This window comes from Spirosoma validum (assembly GCF_014699035.1).
In the GTDB taxonomy this organism is placed as follows: Bacteria; Bacteroidota; Bacteroidia; order Cytophagales; family Spirosomataceae; genus Spirosoma; species Spirosoma validum.
Map to the genome: position 1 here is coordinate 271,564 of NZ_JACXAA010000009.1, position 16,428 is coordinate 287,991.

At 50.6% G+C, this 16,428-nt stretch carries 11 protein-coding genes; 7 read left to right on the top strand and 4 right to left on the bottom strand.

Features of this window, described 5'->3' with window-relative positions; all coding sequences use genetic code 11:
• Nucleotides 1–7: 7 nt before the first annotated feature.
• Nucleotides 8–1,201 carry an MBOAT family O-acyltransferase gene (locus IC230_RS23195; RefSeq protein ID WP_317171824.1) on the bottom strand — a complete coding sequence of 398 codons (1,194 nt, stop codon included), beginning with the start codon at nucleotides 1,199–1,201 and terminating at the stop codon, nucleotides 8–10.
• Between the two features lie 791 nt (nucleotides 1,202–1,992).
• Here IC230_RS23195 and IC230_RS23200 point away from each other — a divergent pair.
• The 6 genes from IC230_RS23200 (at nucleotide 1,993) to IC230_RS23225 (ending at nucleotide 12,541) form a co-directional block, all read left to right on the top strand.
• Nucleotides 1,993–2,994 carry an FHA domain-containing protein gene (locus IC230_RS23200; RefSeq protein WP_191041440.1) on the top strand — a complete coding sequence of 334 codons (1,002 nt, stop codon included), beginning with the start codon at nucleotides 1,993–1,995 and terminating at the stop codon, nucleotides 2,992–2,994.
• A 162-nt stretch (nucleotides 2,995–3,156) separates the two neighbouring features.
• On the top strand, nucleotides 3,157–4,605 hold the full coding sequence (locus IC230_RS23205) for a PP2C family protein-serine/threonine phosphatase (protein WP_191041441.1): 1,449 nt from the start codon (nucleotides 3,157–3,159) through the stop codon (nucleotides 4,603–4,605).
• Complete coding sequence (locus IC230_RS23210) at nucleotides 4,605–6,167, top strand: serine/threonine protein kinase (RefSeq protein WP_191041442.1); 1,563 nt, start codon at nucleotides 4,605–4,607, stop codon at nucleotides 6,165–6,167. The genes IC230_RS23205 and IC230_RS23210 overlap by 1 nt, the downstream gene beginning before the upstream one ends.
• A gap of 7 nt (nucleotides 6,168–6,174) precedes the next feature.
• The gene (locus IC230_RS23215; RefSeq protein WP_191041443.1) at nucleotides 6,175–7,470 is read left to right on the top strand and encodes a serine/threonine-protein kinase; all 1,296 of its coding nucleotides are present in this window, start codon (nucleotides 6,175–6,177) and stop codon (nucleotides 7,468–7,470) included.
• A 96-nt stretch (nucleotides 7,471–7,566) separates the two neighbouring features.
• The gene (locus IC230_RS23220) at nucleotides 7,567–11,547 is read left to right on the top strand and encodes an FtsW/RodA/SpoVE family cell cycle protein (RefSeq protein WP_191041444.1); all 3,981 of its coding nucleotides are present in this window, start codon (nucleotides 7,567–7,569) and stop codon (nucleotides 11,545–11,547) included.
• Nucleotides 11,548–11,641: 94 nt separating this feature from the next.
• The gene (locus IC230_RS23225) at nucleotides 11,642–12,541 is read left to right on the top strand and encodes an FHA domain-containing protein (RefSeq protein ID WP_191041445.1); all 900 of its coding nucleotides are present in this window, start codon (nucleotides 11,642–11,644) and stop codon (nucleotides 12,539–12,541) included.
• A gap of 42 nt (nucleotides 12,542–12,583) precedes the next feature.
• Here IC230_RS23225 and IC230_RS23230 read toward each other — a convergent pair whose 3' ends face one another.
• Nucleotides 12,584–13,732 (bottom strand): mannonate dehydratase, encoded by a 1,149-nt coding sequence (locus IC230_RS23230; protein WP_191041446.1) that lies wholly within the window; start codon nucleotides 13,730–13,732, stop codon nucleotides 12,584–12,586.
• Between the two features lie 183 nt (nucleotides 13,733–13,915).
• Between IC230_RS23230 and IC230_RS23235 the strand changes: the two genes are divergently transcribed.
• Nucleotides 13,916–14,323 (top strand): VOC family protein, encoded by a 408-nt coding sequence (locus tag IC230_RS23235; RefSeq protein WP_191041447.1) that lies wholly within the window; start codon nucleotides 13,916–13,918, stop codon nucleotides 14,321–14,323.
• A 46-nt stretch (nucleotides 14,324–14,369) separates the two neighbouring features.
• Here IC230_RS23235 and IC230_RS23240 read toward each other — a convergent pair whose 3' ends face one another.
• Nucleotides 14,370–15,701: an MFS transporter gene (locus IC230_RS23240; RefSeq protein ID WP_191041448.1), complete on the bottom strand. Its 1,332-nt coding sequence runs from the start codon at nucleotides 15,699–15,701 to the stop codon at nucleotides 14,370–14,372.
• Between the two features lie 81 nt (nucleotides 15,702–15,782).
• The gene (locus IC230_RS23245; protein ID WP_191041449.1) at nucleotides 15,783–16,421 is read right to left on the bottom strand and encodes a bifunctional 4-hydroxy-2-oxoglutarate aldolase/2-dehydro-3-deoxy-phosphogluconate aldolase; all 639 of its coding nucleotides are present in this window, start codon (nucleotides 16,419–16,421) and stop codon (nucleotides 15,783–15,785) included.
• Nucleotides 16,422–16,428 lie beyond the last annotated feature (7 nt).

Genomic DNA, 16,428 nt, shown 5'->3' on the forward strand with positions numbered 1-16,428 from the left:
AAGGATTTTAAAACTGAAAGTAAATAAAGTCGCCCGAGTTGCCCGAGTTAAGCGCTATGAAAAAGAGCATAACCGCATAATAAACGTAACTTGGAAAAACCACCTGAACTCTTTGTTGGCTATACTTAAACAAATAATGGGCATGATATAGGACGACAGGTGATGAATACAGTAGAATCTGAAAAATCTGTAGAAAATCAGGCGCCATTGTTTTATTTTTCGCGATACTACTAAAATAGCCCATGACGTGGGAAAAGTTGGGCAGCTTGAACAGTAGCCACGCCAGACTGACGAATCCAAACACCAACGCTCCTGACGCAAAGCGAAACATTGCTCGGTTGGGAAGCGCAAAGCGGGGGCTTAAAAAGCGTTCAACAGCTAAAGCCAAACCGTGGGCAAGTCCCCAGATCGCATAACTCCAGGCGGCTCCGTGCCAGAGACCGCCGAGAAACATGGTGATCAGTAAATTCAAATACGTACGCAGTTCCCCCTTTCGATTGCCGCCGAGGGGTATGTATAAATACTCCATCAAAAACGTAGATAACGAAATGTGCCACCGTTTCCAAAAATCCTTAAATGAGGTAGCAATGTAAGGGAAATTAAAGTTTGGATTAAACTCGTAACCAAATAACGAAGCTAGGCCGATGGCGATCAGGGAGTATCCGGCGAAATCGGCAAAGATTTGACAGGAATATCCAAACAACATGACCAGCAGATTAACCGACGAATAAGATTGAAAGTACGGGTAGGCAATCCAAAATGTAAAATCCTTTAGATTATCGGCCACAACCATTTTTAGGAAATAGCCAGTAACTAATAGTCGAAAACACCGCTGGACGTTAATCTGCCCGAGTGTTTTAACATGAATCTGTGGTAGGAAATCATGCGCCTTCAAAATTGGGCCAGCGATCAGGTGAGGAAAAAACGAAATAAACAGCAGCGTTCGCTTGCAGTGGTCAAGAACTGACGGACTTACCAGGTGCTTTCGTTCGTCAACGTTTCCTCGGTACACGTCAACCAGCAGGCTAATACCCTCGAAGGTAAAAAACGAAATGCCAATTGGCAGGGGAACAGATAATAAAAACGATTCGGTTGTGGCTGGTCTGATAAAAAACGAGCCAATTAGCTGACCATATTTAAAGAATGCGAGCAGTCCCAGGTTAACAACCACGCCGACGGTGGCAATCCTTTTCTGATGCACAAGATTGCTATGAACAACTAAATAGCTGGCTATCGAGTTGATAAAGGCAGAAAATAACAACAACAATAACAGTTCCGGTTGATTATAAGCATAAAAAATTAAACTGGAAATGATAAGTATAGGTACTTGGTAGTTGACTGCTATAGGTAGATAGTAAAGCGAGAACGTTATTGCGAATAAGACTAAAAAGGCAAAGCTTGTAAATAGCATAGTTAGTAAAGGACGTAATTTGGCGTGTTTTATTGATATCAATTATTGCTTAGCGCTTATATCGCCGTATCGAGTATTTCCTGGTCCATTTCTCCATTCTCTCTTTCGGGTTCCAGTACGGATATTTAACCTCTATTTCGATATAAATTTGGTCTGGGTTCTGCTCTTTAACATGCAATATGATCATCATATGCTGCCCCCCTGTTTATTAGTAAATTTTAAATTTTATGTCACGAGCTATGCATTTTAGGATACAATCGCAAGGTAAAAAATACCAAAATAATACTAAAATAAATTTTAACTTTTATTTACTCTTATAGATAAATAGGAGTAAGAGACGTAGAGAAAACACACTGATTATGACCTGAGTCGATGAGTAATTTATTCTACCCAAGGGTAAGATGAAAGAACTGGCTGTTTCAAGACATCGGCTCAACCATGTTGCTGTGTAATCATTAGCTCTAAAATTCTTTATTTACGGAAAAATGGCCTCCGTTTTGAGTATACCTGCCAATCGATTAAAAGAAACCACCTGCTCGTATCGTTTAAGGAGGTGGTAATCTTCACTAATTAGTTCATACATGGCAAATCAGAACGCAGGGTGGCTCGGTAAATTAGGAAATCTACTCGTGCCGTCCAGCCAGACTCAGACTACTCAGGTAGCCGCGGTGAGCAACAAACGAATCTTAGACGAGCTTGTAGCCTCTTTTGACGAATCCATACGCCGGGAATCCGTGGGATCAAGCATGCTGTTCAATGCGCATTTTCTGATTATTCTGCATCCCGATACGTATGAAGAACGCCAGAATGCGTTTCCGGTCATCGTCGATGAAGCCGTGAAGTCCTTTAAAGCGATTATCGAATCGCAGAAAGGACAGTATGAGCGCGTGGCACCGGTAGCTTCGAGCTGGTTCTTTAAGTTCGGGGGCGGTAGAGAATTCGGTGGCGAACCCGTTACCCCATCCGATGTCCACGTGGTAGGTGCCCTAACCGGAATTTTACCGGGCAATGCACAAGCTAAATCACCGGATAAACTGAACGTAACACGTCGGGTCAAGCAAACCAACCGATACGAAAAAGTAGACGTTGACATGCATACCTTTCAGCATATCGACTTTCGCGAACCCGGTGCCTTTGTTGTGAAATTTAATTTCGACTCATCGACGACACCCACTCAATCATCGGTTGTGGGAACCGCCACGCGGAAAGCGACGGTATTGCCCCGAAGTATTGGCGCCGGACTGGCCCAGATTGATTATTATATAGCGGAGCTGAACAAAGAAAATTCGTACCTGATGCGCGACCGGGAAATTGTGGTGGCCCGGAAGGAACCCGACAATCAACATTTCCCAAACTACCTCCTGCTCGAATCGGCTTACGTATCGAACCCGCACGCCCGAATCCGCTACGATGAGGCTACCAGTTCGTTTCAGCTGGCCTCATTTAGTCGAAATGAAACCCGGGTAAATGAACAGCTTATTCCCCGGAGTGAACCCGCCAGTCCGCAATGGTACGCGCTGCCGGATAAGGCTCAGATTCTGCTTAATAGCATGGTTACGTTACACTTTCAACGCAATACGTAATGATTGATGCGCTACTAGTTGTGCTGTTACTTGTATTTGTGCTCTTTCTGGTACTGAGACATTTTCAGGATTTACCACGTTAAGTAATGCGGCCGGGCTGGCGTACCAGTAGGAACCCGCAATCTTATTGTAAAACTGGCGGGTTCCCACCCGCGTTACGAAATGAATTCGTTATTAATTACCGGTCAGACGGACGTAGGCCAACGCCGAAAAGATAACCAGGACACCTTTATCTGCTCGATGATCTGGGCAGAGTCCGGCGCGTTGCTGGCGGTTATCGATGGAGTAGGAGGCTATGCGGGGGGCGAACAGGCAGCAGCTATTGCGAAAGAGTCCATTGAGCAGTACATGACCACGCCCAACGGTGACCCGCTATCGATGCTGCGCGAAGCCGTGGTGTTTGCCAACAATCAAATCAACAAGCAACGCCAGCAGGATCACCAACTGGCGCATATGTGTTGCGTACTAACCGCTGCCGTGGTCGATCACCGGTCGGGTAAACTGTACTTTGTGCATGTGGGTGATACGCGTCTGTACCGCTATCGGCAGGGAATGCTCGAAAAATTGACCCACGATCACTCGCTGGTGGGCGTTCGGGAGGATGCCAACGAACTGACCGAAGCCGAAGCCATGCATCACCCGCGCCGGAACGAGATTCTGAGGGAAGTTGGCTTAACGGCCCATCGGGTCGATGATCCTGACTTTCTGGAGTCGGGCGAAACGGATTTTCTGCCGGGCGATCAACTGCTATTGTGCAGCGATGGGTTGACGGATATGATTACGCAGGCCCAGATCAGGGCCGTTCTGGATCAAATGATTACCCTCGAACAGCAAACGGCGGAATTGATTCGGGTCGCCAATGAACAGGGCGGCAACGATAACATTACGGTCGTACTGGCCAAAAATAACCTACCGTTAGATGAGCGTTCGGCTGGGTCTGCCAAAGCCGATCGTACATCGGTTCCGAAACAGGCACCCTTGGTAACTTCGCCCATTGCGCCCGTTACGTCTTCGGAGAAAAACCAACCTGTCAACCAGAGTAGGGTTGGGTTGTGGACTACGTTAGGCTTTTTGTTAGGTGCGCTGGTTGCCGGGATTGTATGGTACCAATTTCAGCCATCCCGTCAGTCCAGTACGCTCGTAGTTGCTGAATCACATACTTCTGATAATCAAGAGAATGTGTTATTGGTGGACGAAAAAGCTGCCCGTCTGGATTCGATGGTGCAGGTAGCGTATCGAAGCAAAGACCATCGACTGATTCTGCCGGCTGATACGTTTCATCTCGATAAACCACTAGTACTAACCGATTCGCTGCAAAGTATCGTGGGCGGAAATCGATTAACCGTCTTGATGCCGACTGATACATCACGGGTGCCGGTGGCGTTACGTATCACCCGGGCGGGGGCTGTGCGTGTAGAAAATATCGTGATCAGCGGGTTCAGGACGGGCATCGAGACGACCCGTGATGCGAAGTTGCAGCTCGCTAACGTATCGTTTCGGAATGTGGGGTTGCCCATTAGCGCGGTTGTTCGGCAGGATACATTCCGGAATGCCGTTGTGATGGTTTCAGTACAAAATCAGCCTGATTCAACCAAAACGTTACGTCCCTGATGGCCACGATTCGATTTGATACGCGTTTTCCCGGCTACGAAGTACTGAGCGAATTGGGACGTAGCAACGCCCGGATTCTCAAGGCACGGCATCTGGCCACGGGCGATCTGGTAGCCATCAAGCATTTCGCGCTCAACACCGATGCCGAAACGCTACGTCGTTTTCAGCGGGAATCGGCTATCATGACGAGCATCGCCCATCCGAATATTGTGAAGATTCGGGAGGTTCAGCTGGAAGCCGAACTGCCCTATATTGTGATGGAGCTGATTGAAGGCGGTAATCTGAGACAGCTTATCGCCGGACAGGATTGTGTGGATGTGCCAATCATCATTCGGCTTGGTCTGCAAATGGCCAGTGCGTTCAAAGCCATTCATCCGCAGGGCATCGTTCACCGCGATATTAAGCCGGAGAATATCCTATATCGGCCATTACCGAGCGGAGAGTTACACTTTCTCTTAACCGATTTTGGCGTGGCCCGCCTGCATGAGCAATCGAACACACTGACGGGGCAGTCGCTGATGACGTATGAATACGCATCGCCCGAACAGTTCAACGATCCGAAGGGTGTGAGTGCGGCAACCGATTATTACTCCCTGGGCGTGGTTTTGTACGAGTGTCTGCACGGATGCGTACCGTTTGCGCTGGATGATCAGTCGGGGATCGTCACTTTTATGAACCGGGTGCTGGCCGAAGCGCCACCTGCGCTAACCATCACCGATGATCAGCCGCTCAATCCATTCCGGGATTTGCTTATCGGGTTGTTACAGAAAAAAGCAGGTGACCGTCTGAGCGACCCCGACGAGCTGACGTGGCTATTGAAACAAGCTGAGCTGAACTACTTACAGGCCAGTCGGACAACCCATACGCAACCCGTAAATACACGATCAACCCAGGCGGCAACCATTCGTGAGCCGGAAAAAAACGAAACGAACGTAGCAAAAGGTAATCCAGCAGAAATGGAGCCTGTTCGCCCAAAGGAGCCTCGTAAATCGACAGTAGGTGGACTAAAGTGGGTGGCTCTTATTCTTATCTTGGTGCTTGGCGGAGCAGGTCTGTATTATATGGTTAACGGATCGAAATCTGGAGGAGCTATGACGCTTTCCGAAACGCTTCCTGACTTACCGGGAACCGCTCCAGATACGTCTGAACGACCTGATTTGCAAGCGGAAGTTGCCTTACGTCAGCGGGAAGTGGAGGAAGCCATGCGTCAGGAGCAACGTAAGCAGGAAGCTTTGGCGGCTGGTAAAGCCCTGAGCGTGAGAGCTACCGATTTTCGGGTTGGTATATTCGGGGGAATTAAAAAGCTACAACTTCAGCTGAATAACCCAAGTTCGGTTACGTTTCCCGCGGTTGCCGTTCAGGTCAGCTATTACAAAGACAAAGGGGGGCTTTACAAGACCGAGAAAGTTTTTTTTATGAACGTAGCGCCAAATTCATCGCCTGTTCGGCAGGCTCCCGACAGTGATCGGGGAACACGGATCAATTGCAAAATACTAAAATATGATTTTCCAAAAGACGTAGATTCTCTGATGAAAGCTGAACCAACCGACTCGTTAAATTAATTGACTAATGCCAACCGTAAGCGTCAATACGCATTTTCCGGGTTACGAAATTATCGGCGAACTGGGCCGCTCGAACGCCCGTGTTCTGAAAGCGCGTCACCTGGACACAGGCGATTTAGTGGCGATCAAACACTTTGCGCTCAACACCGATGCTGAAACGCTACGTCGCTTCCGGCTCGAATCACAACTGATGACCGATATCCGGCATCCGAACGTCGTGCGCGTTCGGGAAGTGCAGCTCGACATGTCCATGCCGTTTATCGTTATGGAATGGATCGAGGGGGGAAACCTGCGTTCGCTTCTTTCGGAACAGGGCTATCTGGACGTACCGACCACGATTCGGTTGGGTCAGCAAATGGCCGAAGCGTTCAAGGCGATTCATCCGCGCGGGATTATTCATCGCGACATTAAGCCGGAGAATATTCTTTTCCGACCGCTGCCCAGTGGTGAACTCCATTTTCTGCTGACGGATTTTGGGGTGGCCCGCCTGCGCGAACAGTCGCAAACGATGACGGGTCAGTCATTGATGACCTACGAATATGCCTCGCCCGAACAATTCGACAATCCTCGTGGGGTTGATGTGGCAACGGATTATTATTCGCTGGGTGTCGTGTTGTATGAATGCCTGTCTGGACGGGTACCGTTCTCCATGACGGACAATGCCGGAATCGCTACGTTTATGGGGCAGGTATTACGAACACCCCCTCCTGATTTGGTGCTGCCATCAGGTCAGCAGGTGCCGCCCAGCCTGCATACGCTCCTGGACTGGACATTAGCCAAAAACCCAGCCGAACGACTAAGTGACGTAAACGAACTGGTATTACTGCTTGGGCATGCCACGATCGAGCAGCTACAGGCGGGCCGGTCTTCGGATCGTCAGGTACCTGTTTCATCGCGTACGATGGCCGCGCCTGTACCAGAACCGACCGAGCCTATATCGTCAACCTATGAAGAAGAACCCCCCCGCAAGATAAACGGATGGGGAATTGGACTGGGGCTTTTGATCGCGGTACTGTTCATCGGACTAGCCATCGTCTTCGTCAATCAGCGAAAATCGACCAGAACCGGGACGAAGATTATGCCGGATTCGACCGTAATGAAGAGCGATTCGTCGGAGGCTGACGTAACGGCAGAGGATACCGCAACGACCTCATCGGACTACCCAATCGAAACCGTAACCGATTCAACCACAATTCCGGAAAGTAATACCGCGCCAACGAGTGAGCCCAGCCCAACGACCATTTCACCAATAGTTACTGACTCATCGAGTGTAGTAGTTGATTCAACGAAGACACCTAATTGACGACTTAGTAAGCTATATAAGCGGCCTGCCCAGACCCCTAAATCCCCTGAAGGGGACTTTATCAGTGAGGGGATTTGGCTGCATCAACATTATTACATGAAAATAACCTCCGTTCTGTTAGGACGTTTGTATTTACTAGGTGCATCAGTTATACTACTGCTGCTTTTTACGCGGTTGTACCTGAACCTGTTTTCCGGCCTCAGTCAGGCTAAAGAAGCGCTTGCCAGCGGTCAGGCATTGACGCTTGAAGCAGGACTTAAGTCGACACCCATTCAGCGGCTGCTGAACAGCGGCAATTATTACAGCGATCGTAAAGACATCACGTTGGTGGCTGATTCGTTAGCGGCTAAACTCCGGCAAAATGGCGCGCTCGATAATCTGGGTGCTATCAACAAGCGTCAGTTTTCGGTACTAGCCCCCGTGTCGTGGCGGAGCCGGATTGGCGGAGCTGATTTTCAGAGTCGGTTGCAAATATCTCGTCAGCAAATGGGGTTTGACTCGGTGCTGTACGTTCGCGAGCTGAACAATCCCAAAACGTACCCGGCCACCGTTAGCGCGGGAAGCGGAGCCGTAACAATTTCGGGGCAGGTTGCGCGGGAGGACCGACCGATGGCGAACGTACTGGTGCAGCTTAAACGGCACCCCGCTACCGCTCAGCCCGATACGTTACCGGACCGATTCACGTACGCTCGCACAGACGCTGATGGTCGGTTTTCTTTTACGGGCTTGTCGGATGGGTCGGGCTACAGTGTCGTACCGCTGAAACCCGGCTTCGAGTTCGGGAGCCGTAAGGGAACGAGTCGGCTCACCAGCGATCAGACGTACACGTTTACCGCCCGTCCGCATCACCTGCGGCTTATTGGCTCGGTGGTATACGGGCAACTCAAGACGGATCACGCGTTTGCGGTACGTACACCGACAACATTCTCGGCACAGTTCTGGGCAATCGTCGGGCTGTTCCTGCTGGTGTTCTGGATGGTACAGGGCTTCTGGTCACTCCGGCGTTTCCAGCCCGATCCGTTGCTGTTACCCGTACTGATGTTGCTGACGGGTATCTCCGTACTGACACTGCTGGCCATTCAGGACCCGTTGCAGGATACGCTCTATGCCTGGCAAACGCTGCAAGGTGTTGCGTCTGGCCTGGTCGGTATGACGATCTTATCGCAACTGAACATCGGTCGCTTCTACGCTGACTGGCGATACGACTGGCTATTTACGTTACGGAGCCGGGCTACCGTTCGGCTGTCTGGCTGGACGTGGCTGGTGCTGGCGGTCGGTCTCGCTACGTTGACGTTGCTCATCGGTTCGGGACCGGAAGGCAGTGGCGTTCGCGTGAACCTGTCGGTGCTGGGAATTACGTTTCAGCCCAGCGAGATTACGAAATACCTGCTGCTGTTTTTTTTCGCGGGTTTCTTTGCGGCTAATGAGCAACAGATTCGGCAACTGCCCGATTTGCGCTGGCGGTTTGCCGTGAGCGTTGGCGCCTTGGCCGGAGCGGGACTGCTCATGCTGCTTTACCTGCTGCTGGGCGATATGGGACCAGCGCTGGTCGTCTGCTTTACGTTCCTGTTGTTCTACAGCATCGCTCGGGGAAACCTGCCGCTGACATTGGCAACGGGTTTTGGCTATGGCGTGGCACTCTGGCTGTTGCCCGGCTGGATCGCTACGTTGCTGAGTCTGGTAATGCTGATCGGGTACATGTATTGGCGGGGCGAAGCTCGTTCGAAGACGGGGCTTGGTTGGGCTGCTTTACTAACCGAAGCACCGGTGTTACTGCTTCTGGTAATGGCCATGTTCGCGTTTGGTGATCAACTGCCGTTCGTTGGCAGCCGCCTGGCCGATCGGAAAGCGATGTGGCTTAATCCCTGGAATAACGATGTGTATGGGGGAGATCATTTGGCGCATAGCTTCTGGACGCTGGCGTCAGGTGGCTGGACGGGGCAGGGATTAGGGAAAGGGTTTGCGAACGCCATGCCAGCCGCTCACACCGATATGATTCTGCCGAGTGTAGGCGAAGAATTAGGTGGGTTAGGCGTAGTGGCCGTATTCCTGCTTATGGGTATCCTCTTGCATCGGACTTTCCTCCACGCCCGGCGCGCTGGTCAGCCATTCAGCTTTTTCTTGGTGGCGGGTATTGCCATTGCAACGGGGGTTCAGTTTCTGATTATTGCCAGCGGCTCGATTGGTCTTTTGCCACTGACGGGTATCAGCGTACCATTCCTGAGTTATGGTAAGATTTCGCTGATCATCAATTTACTGGCAATGGGGGTTGTGTTCAGCGTGGCCCATCGACCGGGGCAGGTGGAGCAACGACAATACTTAGAGAAGAATTACGACGTAGTATTGATGGCCGGTATCGCCGGGTTTCTGATTGGTGTACTGATCCTGATCGGTCGCTTACTGCCAATTATCGGCTGGAAGGGGAATGACTACATTGTCCGGCCCGCCCGCGTCGTGACACGGAACGGTGACCCTGTTTACAGCTACAACCCCCGGATCGAGCGACTGACCCGAGTACTGGCTTCCGGTACGATTTACGACCGAAATGGCCTGGTGCTGGCAACCAGTTCGCCGGACGTAGTGACGCAACAGTTGCCCAGACTGAGGAAAAGCGGTCTGACGACGGATCAGGTCGAAACGCTTACCCAAAAGCGATTGCAGCGGTATTATCCGTTTGCTGAACAGCTGTTTTTTTGGGTCGGCGATTTGAACACGCAACTCTTCTGGGGCCAGAGCAACGGTTATTATGCCGAGGCTACTCACTTCAGCGAGCTGCGTGGGTTCAATAGTCGTCCGCGCAAAACGAATCTGGTGGCGACGGAGTATCGGGCCGATCGCTTTAGCCCATCGGTTCAACAAGAGCGAACGATAACGGCTTACGACTATAGTGAACTGGCGCCAGCTTTACGGGCCGGAATCGACAGCCGCGAAGTTGCCCGACGCAAAGCGCAGAACCGCGATTTGCATCTGAGCGTGAATGCCGAACTACAGGTCGCTTTACAAAAAGCGCTGGCTCAATCCGACTACAACGACAAGCGCCTTTCCGTGGTTGTGCTGGATGCCGGTTCGGGCGACGTAGTGGCGTCGGCGATGCACCCACTGCCCAATCTGAAAACCCCCGAAATCATGCTGCTGCCGGATCGGGACCGGCTGGCGCTGCCTTATCTGGTAACCGAACGCGATCTGGGCATGACTTATCCAACAGCCCCCGGCTCAACGGCCAAAATCCTGACCGCAACGGCTGCGTTTAATAAACTGGGTCCATCGGCATCCTCGGTACGGTATCCAATCTCCTGTCAGGAAATCATCCGCCGGGGAAAGAATGAGTCGGAGCCCTGTGGCGAATCGGTGGATATGCGGAAGGCGATTGTTCGGTCGAGCAACGTGTACTTTATTCGAACGGCCAACGATAATGCGCTGGATAATGAGCTGGCCGATCTGTACTTAGCCACGGGTATGAACGTTGATCTGATTGGAGGCTACTCTTTTTCAGATACGCATACCGACGCCGAACGCGTTCAGATTCGGAAACACTGGCGCGACTCATCGTTTGTCGTACGCCGGAAACTTTACCAGAGTGATCGCTACCCAAGACGGTACCGGTCTGAGTTTTCGGGCTTGGCCTGGGGACAGGGACAGTTGACATCGACGCCCGCATCACTGGCCCGGATGGCGGGCGCCATTGCCAATAAAGGCATACTGCAACCGTCGCGCTACGTAGTGGATCGAGCCGGAAAACCACAACCCGTAGCCGCGGGAAAAGCCATCGCTCGAAGGCCCGAGTATGCGGAGCAACTGGAAGCGTTTATGATTGAACAGTCGAATCCGTCGGCGGGACGTAGTAAGATCAGCGTCGTGCGGGTGGCTGGTAAAACGGGTACGCCTGAACGGATTGTACAGGGGGTGCAGCAAAACGATGGTTGGTACGTATTTTTCGCCCCGACCCCCGACGGTCGATCCCATACGGTTGTGGCAGTACGAATTGAATTAGGCGAATCTTCGGCCGACGCTGTTAACTTAGCGAATACCGTTGTCGCCCCAATTTTAAACCAGCGCCATTATTTGGGCAGCTTTTGACAATATAGCGTAGCCGCAGGCTAAAAAATTATGAACTACTAATTAGCCTCTAATTACGCGGACCAATGTTCCACGCTACGAAAACTAATTTACCATGAGCCTAGTAGAAAAGATAAAAAACTTGTTCGGGTTTATGCCAGCGGACCAGCAGCCATCTTCGGAGTCTAAACCAGATCCGTCACCACGTAGCGAACCCGTTATCACGACGCCAACACCAGCTCCGTCTGGCCCTCCGCCAGCGGCTCAGCGACGGGAGCAGGTCATGCGGTTTATCGTCAGTAAACTTCGGGCCTATCAAAATGAGCCAGAAACGGCTCCCGTGGGACTTCGCTTAGGCGTATTATGTGCTAACTCAGAGGAGGAAGAACTATACCGGGTCGCTTTATGGGCCAATCAGCCGGAGAGATTTCAGCATGAGCTAAACCGACAACTCGCTGATAACTACATTACTCTCCCCAAAAACTGGCAATTCGAGTACACTCTTTCTGCGGATGAATTGCCGGACAGTACGTATCGGGAGGGAAACCTAAGCCTGGTTGTAATCGATAAATCCAAACCCGATGGTACACTGTTGTTGGGTAAGATCGTTACGCTGGTGGGCCAGACGGAGCAAGCGGAGTACGTACTCAATCCGGCACAAAAAGCTACATTCGCCATTGGACGGGGACATACGACCCAGACAACCTCGGGTCGGGTTCGGACCAATGATATTGTCATTCTCAATGACGATGACCCCGGTTTCGATTCCCAAAAAGGGGAAGGCAACGCAGCCGTAAGTCGGGCACATGCAACCATACGGTATGATGTGGGGCAGAAGCGTTACGTCCTGCTTGTCGATGCGGGCGGACTGCCTGCCAGCGGCAACAAAACCAAAATTATGCATCCGGATAATAGCGTAGAACGAGCCGATATTGCGGGTATGGTCTACCCACTTCAGGATGGCGACCAGATTGAGATGGGCGGTGAGGTTATGTTGCTGTTTACGTTGTTATAACGTGAAGTATGGTTGAAGGATTCTTCGACGTCAGAATCAAAATCAGCTTCGTCGGCTTTTAGCGATGGCTTCCGTTAAGCCCCGCATGTAGCCGAGGGCATACAGGGTCCCGATGACGCTATAGCCTGGGTATTGATTGCTGTCGCCAGCCATCGTCGGTACGTGATCCGGCCGGATGGGACCCCGAAAGCCAATGTCGTAATACGCTTTCATGGCTTTGTACATATCAATAATACCCTCGTCGTGGAAGGTTTCTTCAAACGAAAACTTACCACCCCGCACGTTTCGGAAATGCACGAAATGAATTTTGTTACGTTTGCCGAAATAGTCAATTAACGTTGGGATATCATCGCCCATCAGCGCAAAATTGCCCTGGCACATCGTAATGCCATTGTTCGGACTTGGGTACAGCTCCAGCAATCGTTTGAAGCTATCCACCGTATTCATGATGCGGGAAATCCCCCGAATGCTGTCTACCTGCGGATCATCGGGGTGCATCGCCAGTTTGATACCGGCTCTCTCGGCTTCCGGCACAACAGCTTTCAGGAAGTACTCCAGATTTTTCCATAAAGTTTCCTTCGATACGTCGCCGTATTGGGTTGGTGGAAGGTTTTTGACGGCTTCATAGTCGAACGCTGTCACCAGAGCGCCACCCCGTCCCGGCCGGTCGTTCTGGGTCCGGTACCAGCCGATGACGGGCATCCAGTTGTAACAAATGGTGTCGATACCGACTCTGGCCAGACTTTTCATCAACGTAATAAAATTGGCGATTTCTTCATCGCGGCCAGACAGGCCCAGCTTGGTTTTTTCTCCCAGCGCCGGTGGTCCTTCAATGACCCGGAGTGTTAGCCCTACTTTCTTCCAGGCTTCACTGACGGCGGCTACAGCCTCATACTCCCAGGGCTTTATGTCCTTTAGACCTACCATGCCGGGGTTGATACCGCCCACCGCTCCCAGTACGTCCATTTGCCTGGTAAGGGCAATTTTCTGTTCATTCATTCCGCTGAAGTAAGCTTCGCAGAATTGCATGCCCGCATCTTTGCTAAGCTCGACCGGATTTACAAGTTGGCCTTCTAAAAGAACGTTACGTTGTAAATCGAGTGGATCGACTTTGTTGGGAAGAGTGCTTCCGACTGCAAGGGCGGCTAGCGAAGCACTTTTTGTCAGGAAACGACGGCGTGTATTTTTCACAGTTTTTCAGATCAGGGAGAGTTGGGTAAGTTTGTTTATAATGATTTTTAATGGTGGGATTGTTTAAACTTTCTAATTCTGCCAGCACCATTTTCTAAAAGTTTAAACAGCCTCAATGACTTAATCCGAACGTTCGTTTTTCAAATCTAACTTAGTGGAAAGAATAGTTTATAAATAAGCCTTATGAAAATCACAGTAAAAGAACTTCGTCTTATCCTCACTGTCGACAACCTGGACGAACTTATTCATTTTTACCGGGATACGGTTGGCCTGGAAACCTCGAAAGAGTGGCACGAAGAAACGGGTAACGGCATCATTCTGGATGCGGGCCGGGCATCGCTCGAACTGATCGACTCGAAACATGCAGCGCGGATTGATCAGATTGAGGTTGGCGAACGAGTATCGGGGCCTGTTCGGTTAGCGCTACGGGTAACAGAACGTATTCCCGAAGCTACCGAAACGCTGATTGAATGGGGTGCTACGTCAGTTGCACCACCAACAACCGCACCGTGGAGCGACGTAGCCCGAGTCCAGGCCCCCGACGGAATGCAAATCACATTGTTTGCTACGTCTACATTAGAAGACAAATGAAGGTTGGGCTACAGGTTTGTGGCGTATAGCAATGGTGCTGTTGGCGTTATACGGGTAGCTCAACGGAAGTCGTTTGGGTCAATTCGCTGGATTCGAGGGGTTTTGCATGTCGGGTGAGCAGGTGAATGATCAGCCAGGCGATCAGGTACGTGAAGCCGCAAATGGTAAACAGTACGTTGTAGCCCCCGGCCAGATTACCAGCCGCTTTGTATTCATCAAGCAAACTGCCGACCAGCATCGGAAATAGAATACCACCTACCGCTCCCGCCGTTCCCCCAATGCCCACGACGGAACTGACGGCCTGTTTCGGAAACATATCGGACGCCAACGTAAAGACGTTCGTCGCCCAGGCCTGGTGCAAGGCAACCGCCAGACTGATTAGTCCAACCGCTACCCAGCGATCGGTTGCAAATTGAGTTAGAATAACTGACAGCTCCAGCGTACCCAATACGAGCAGAACCGTTTTGCGGGCTTTGATCGTAGGCCAGCCTCGTTTGATCAGATTGGACGATAAATAGCCTCCGCCAATACTACCAATCGTTGTGGCCGTATAAATCAACATCAGCTCCAGGCTCGGCTTTTTTAAATCCAGATTGAACGTAGATGAGAAATAGGAGGGAAGCCAGAACAGAAAGAACCAGTAAATCGGATCGATCAATCCTTTACCCGTGATGTAGGCCCAGGTTTGCGGGAAAGTAAAAAGCTTCAACCAGCTAACGGAATTTTTATCGTCCGTTGCGCTGGTGACAACCTCCTGACCGCTGATGATGTAGTCACGTTCTTCGACGGTCAGTCGCGATTGTCTGGCCGGAACTTCGTAAAAGAGTAGCCACAGAATGAGCCAGATAAATCCCAGAGCGCCGGTAATCCAGAATACTTCGTGCCAGCCATACCGATTCAGAATCCAGGGAACAACCAGTACCGCCACCACAACACCAATACTGGTGCCCGCGTTGAACAGACCGGTTGCCAGACCCCGTTCTTTTTTCGGGAACCATTCGGCCACGGCTTTTACGGCAGCCGGATAATTTCCGGCCTCACCAATGCCTAAACCGATACGAGCCAGGCTAAAGCCCGTGACGCTGCGGGCCACGGCGTGAAGCATGCCGGCTGCGCTCCAGATAATGATCGTTAAGGAGTAACCAGCTTTGGTACCGATCTTATCTATGACCCAGCCAAATCCTAAAAGGCCCACTGCATAGGCTGCCTGAAACGCCATAACAATGTGCGCGAAATCGGTTTCACTCCAGCTAAATTCCTTTTCCAAAATCGGTTTTAATAAACCAATAATCTGGCGGTCGAGGTAATTGATCGTGGTGGCTGCAAACAAAAGAAAGACAATAAACCAGCGATAATTTTTTAGTCGAAAATTGAACATGATTAGGGTTGAGAATATCGGAGGTTCGTGATATTTTATTCTTTTTTTGTCATGCTGATGAAGGAAACATGACAAAAAAACTCATGCAAATTTTATTTCTTTGACAAACTGCTCAAAATGGCTTTTCAAGCCGGACCAGTTTTTCTGCTGAATCAGCGATTTGTCAAACAAATGACTGCCAATGCCCACACCGTCGGCTCCTGCTTTGAAATACGTTTCCATGTTGCTTATGCTGATGCCGCCCGTTGGTAAAAGTTTCAACTGATTTAACGGTGCTTTTACGTCTTTAATGTAGTCGGGCCCGAGGGACGTAGCCGGATAAACTTTGACCATAGCGGCTCCTAATTTCCAGGCATTATAAATCTCGGTTGGTGTAAAAGCGCCGGGGAAAATAGGTACGTTACGTTTTACGCAGGTCTTAACTACTTTTTTATTCAGAATAGGCGTAACAATGAACTGTGCACCAGCCGCTAAGGCCTTCTCCAGATCGTCTTCTGTGCAAACCGTTCCTGCTCCAATATTCAGCCCGTTACGTTCCTGCTCGACGGCGTATTGAATCATTGCTTCTGCACCAAGCGTATTCATCGTGATTTCGATGGTCGTCAATCCCGCTTCCCGGTAGACCGGTAAAATCTGTCGGACCTCATCAAACGACAAGCCGCGAATAATACCGACGATGGGTGATTTGGAAAATAATTCCCAGGAAAACGAAGTAGACATTTTACTG

Bases quoted from the DNA above. Each gene is read 5' to 3' on its own strand.
- IC230_RS23215 (WP_191041443.1), top strand. From the start codon at position 6,175: ATGCCAACCGTAAGCGTCAATACGCATTTTCCGGGTTACGAAATTATC.
- IC230_RS23245 (WP_191041449.1), bottom strand. From the start codon at position 16,421: ATGTCTACTTCGTTTTCCTGGGAATTATTTTCCAAATCACCCATCGTC.
- IC230_RS23205 (WP_191041441.1), top strand. From the start codon at position 3,157: ATGAATTCGTTATTAATTACCGGTCAGACGGACGTAGGCCAACGCCGA.
- IC230_RS23225 (WP_191041445.1), top strand. From the start codon at position 11,642: ATGAGCCTAGTAGAAAAGATAAAAAACTTGTTCGGGTTTATGCCAGCG.
- IC230_RS23220 (WP_191041444.1), top strand. From the start codon at position 7,567: ATGAAAATAACCTCCGTTCTGTTAGGACGTTTGTATTTACTAGGTGCA.
- IC230_RS23235 (WP_191041447.1), top strand. From the start codon at position 13,916: ATGAAAATCACAGTAAAAGAACTTCGTCTTATCCTCACTGTCGACAAC.
- IC230_RS23240 (WP_191041448.1), bottom strand. From the start codon at position 15,701: ATGTTCAATTTTCGACTAAAAAATTATCGCTGGTTTATTGTCTTTCTT.
- IC230_RS23210 (WP_191041442.1), top strand. From the start codon at position 4,605: ATGGCCACGATTCGATTTGATACGCGTTTTCCCGGCTACGAAGTACTG.
- IC230_RS23200 (WP_191041440.1), top strand. From the start codon at position 1,993: ATGGCAAATCAGAACGCAGGGTGGCTCGGTAAATTAGGAAATCTACTC.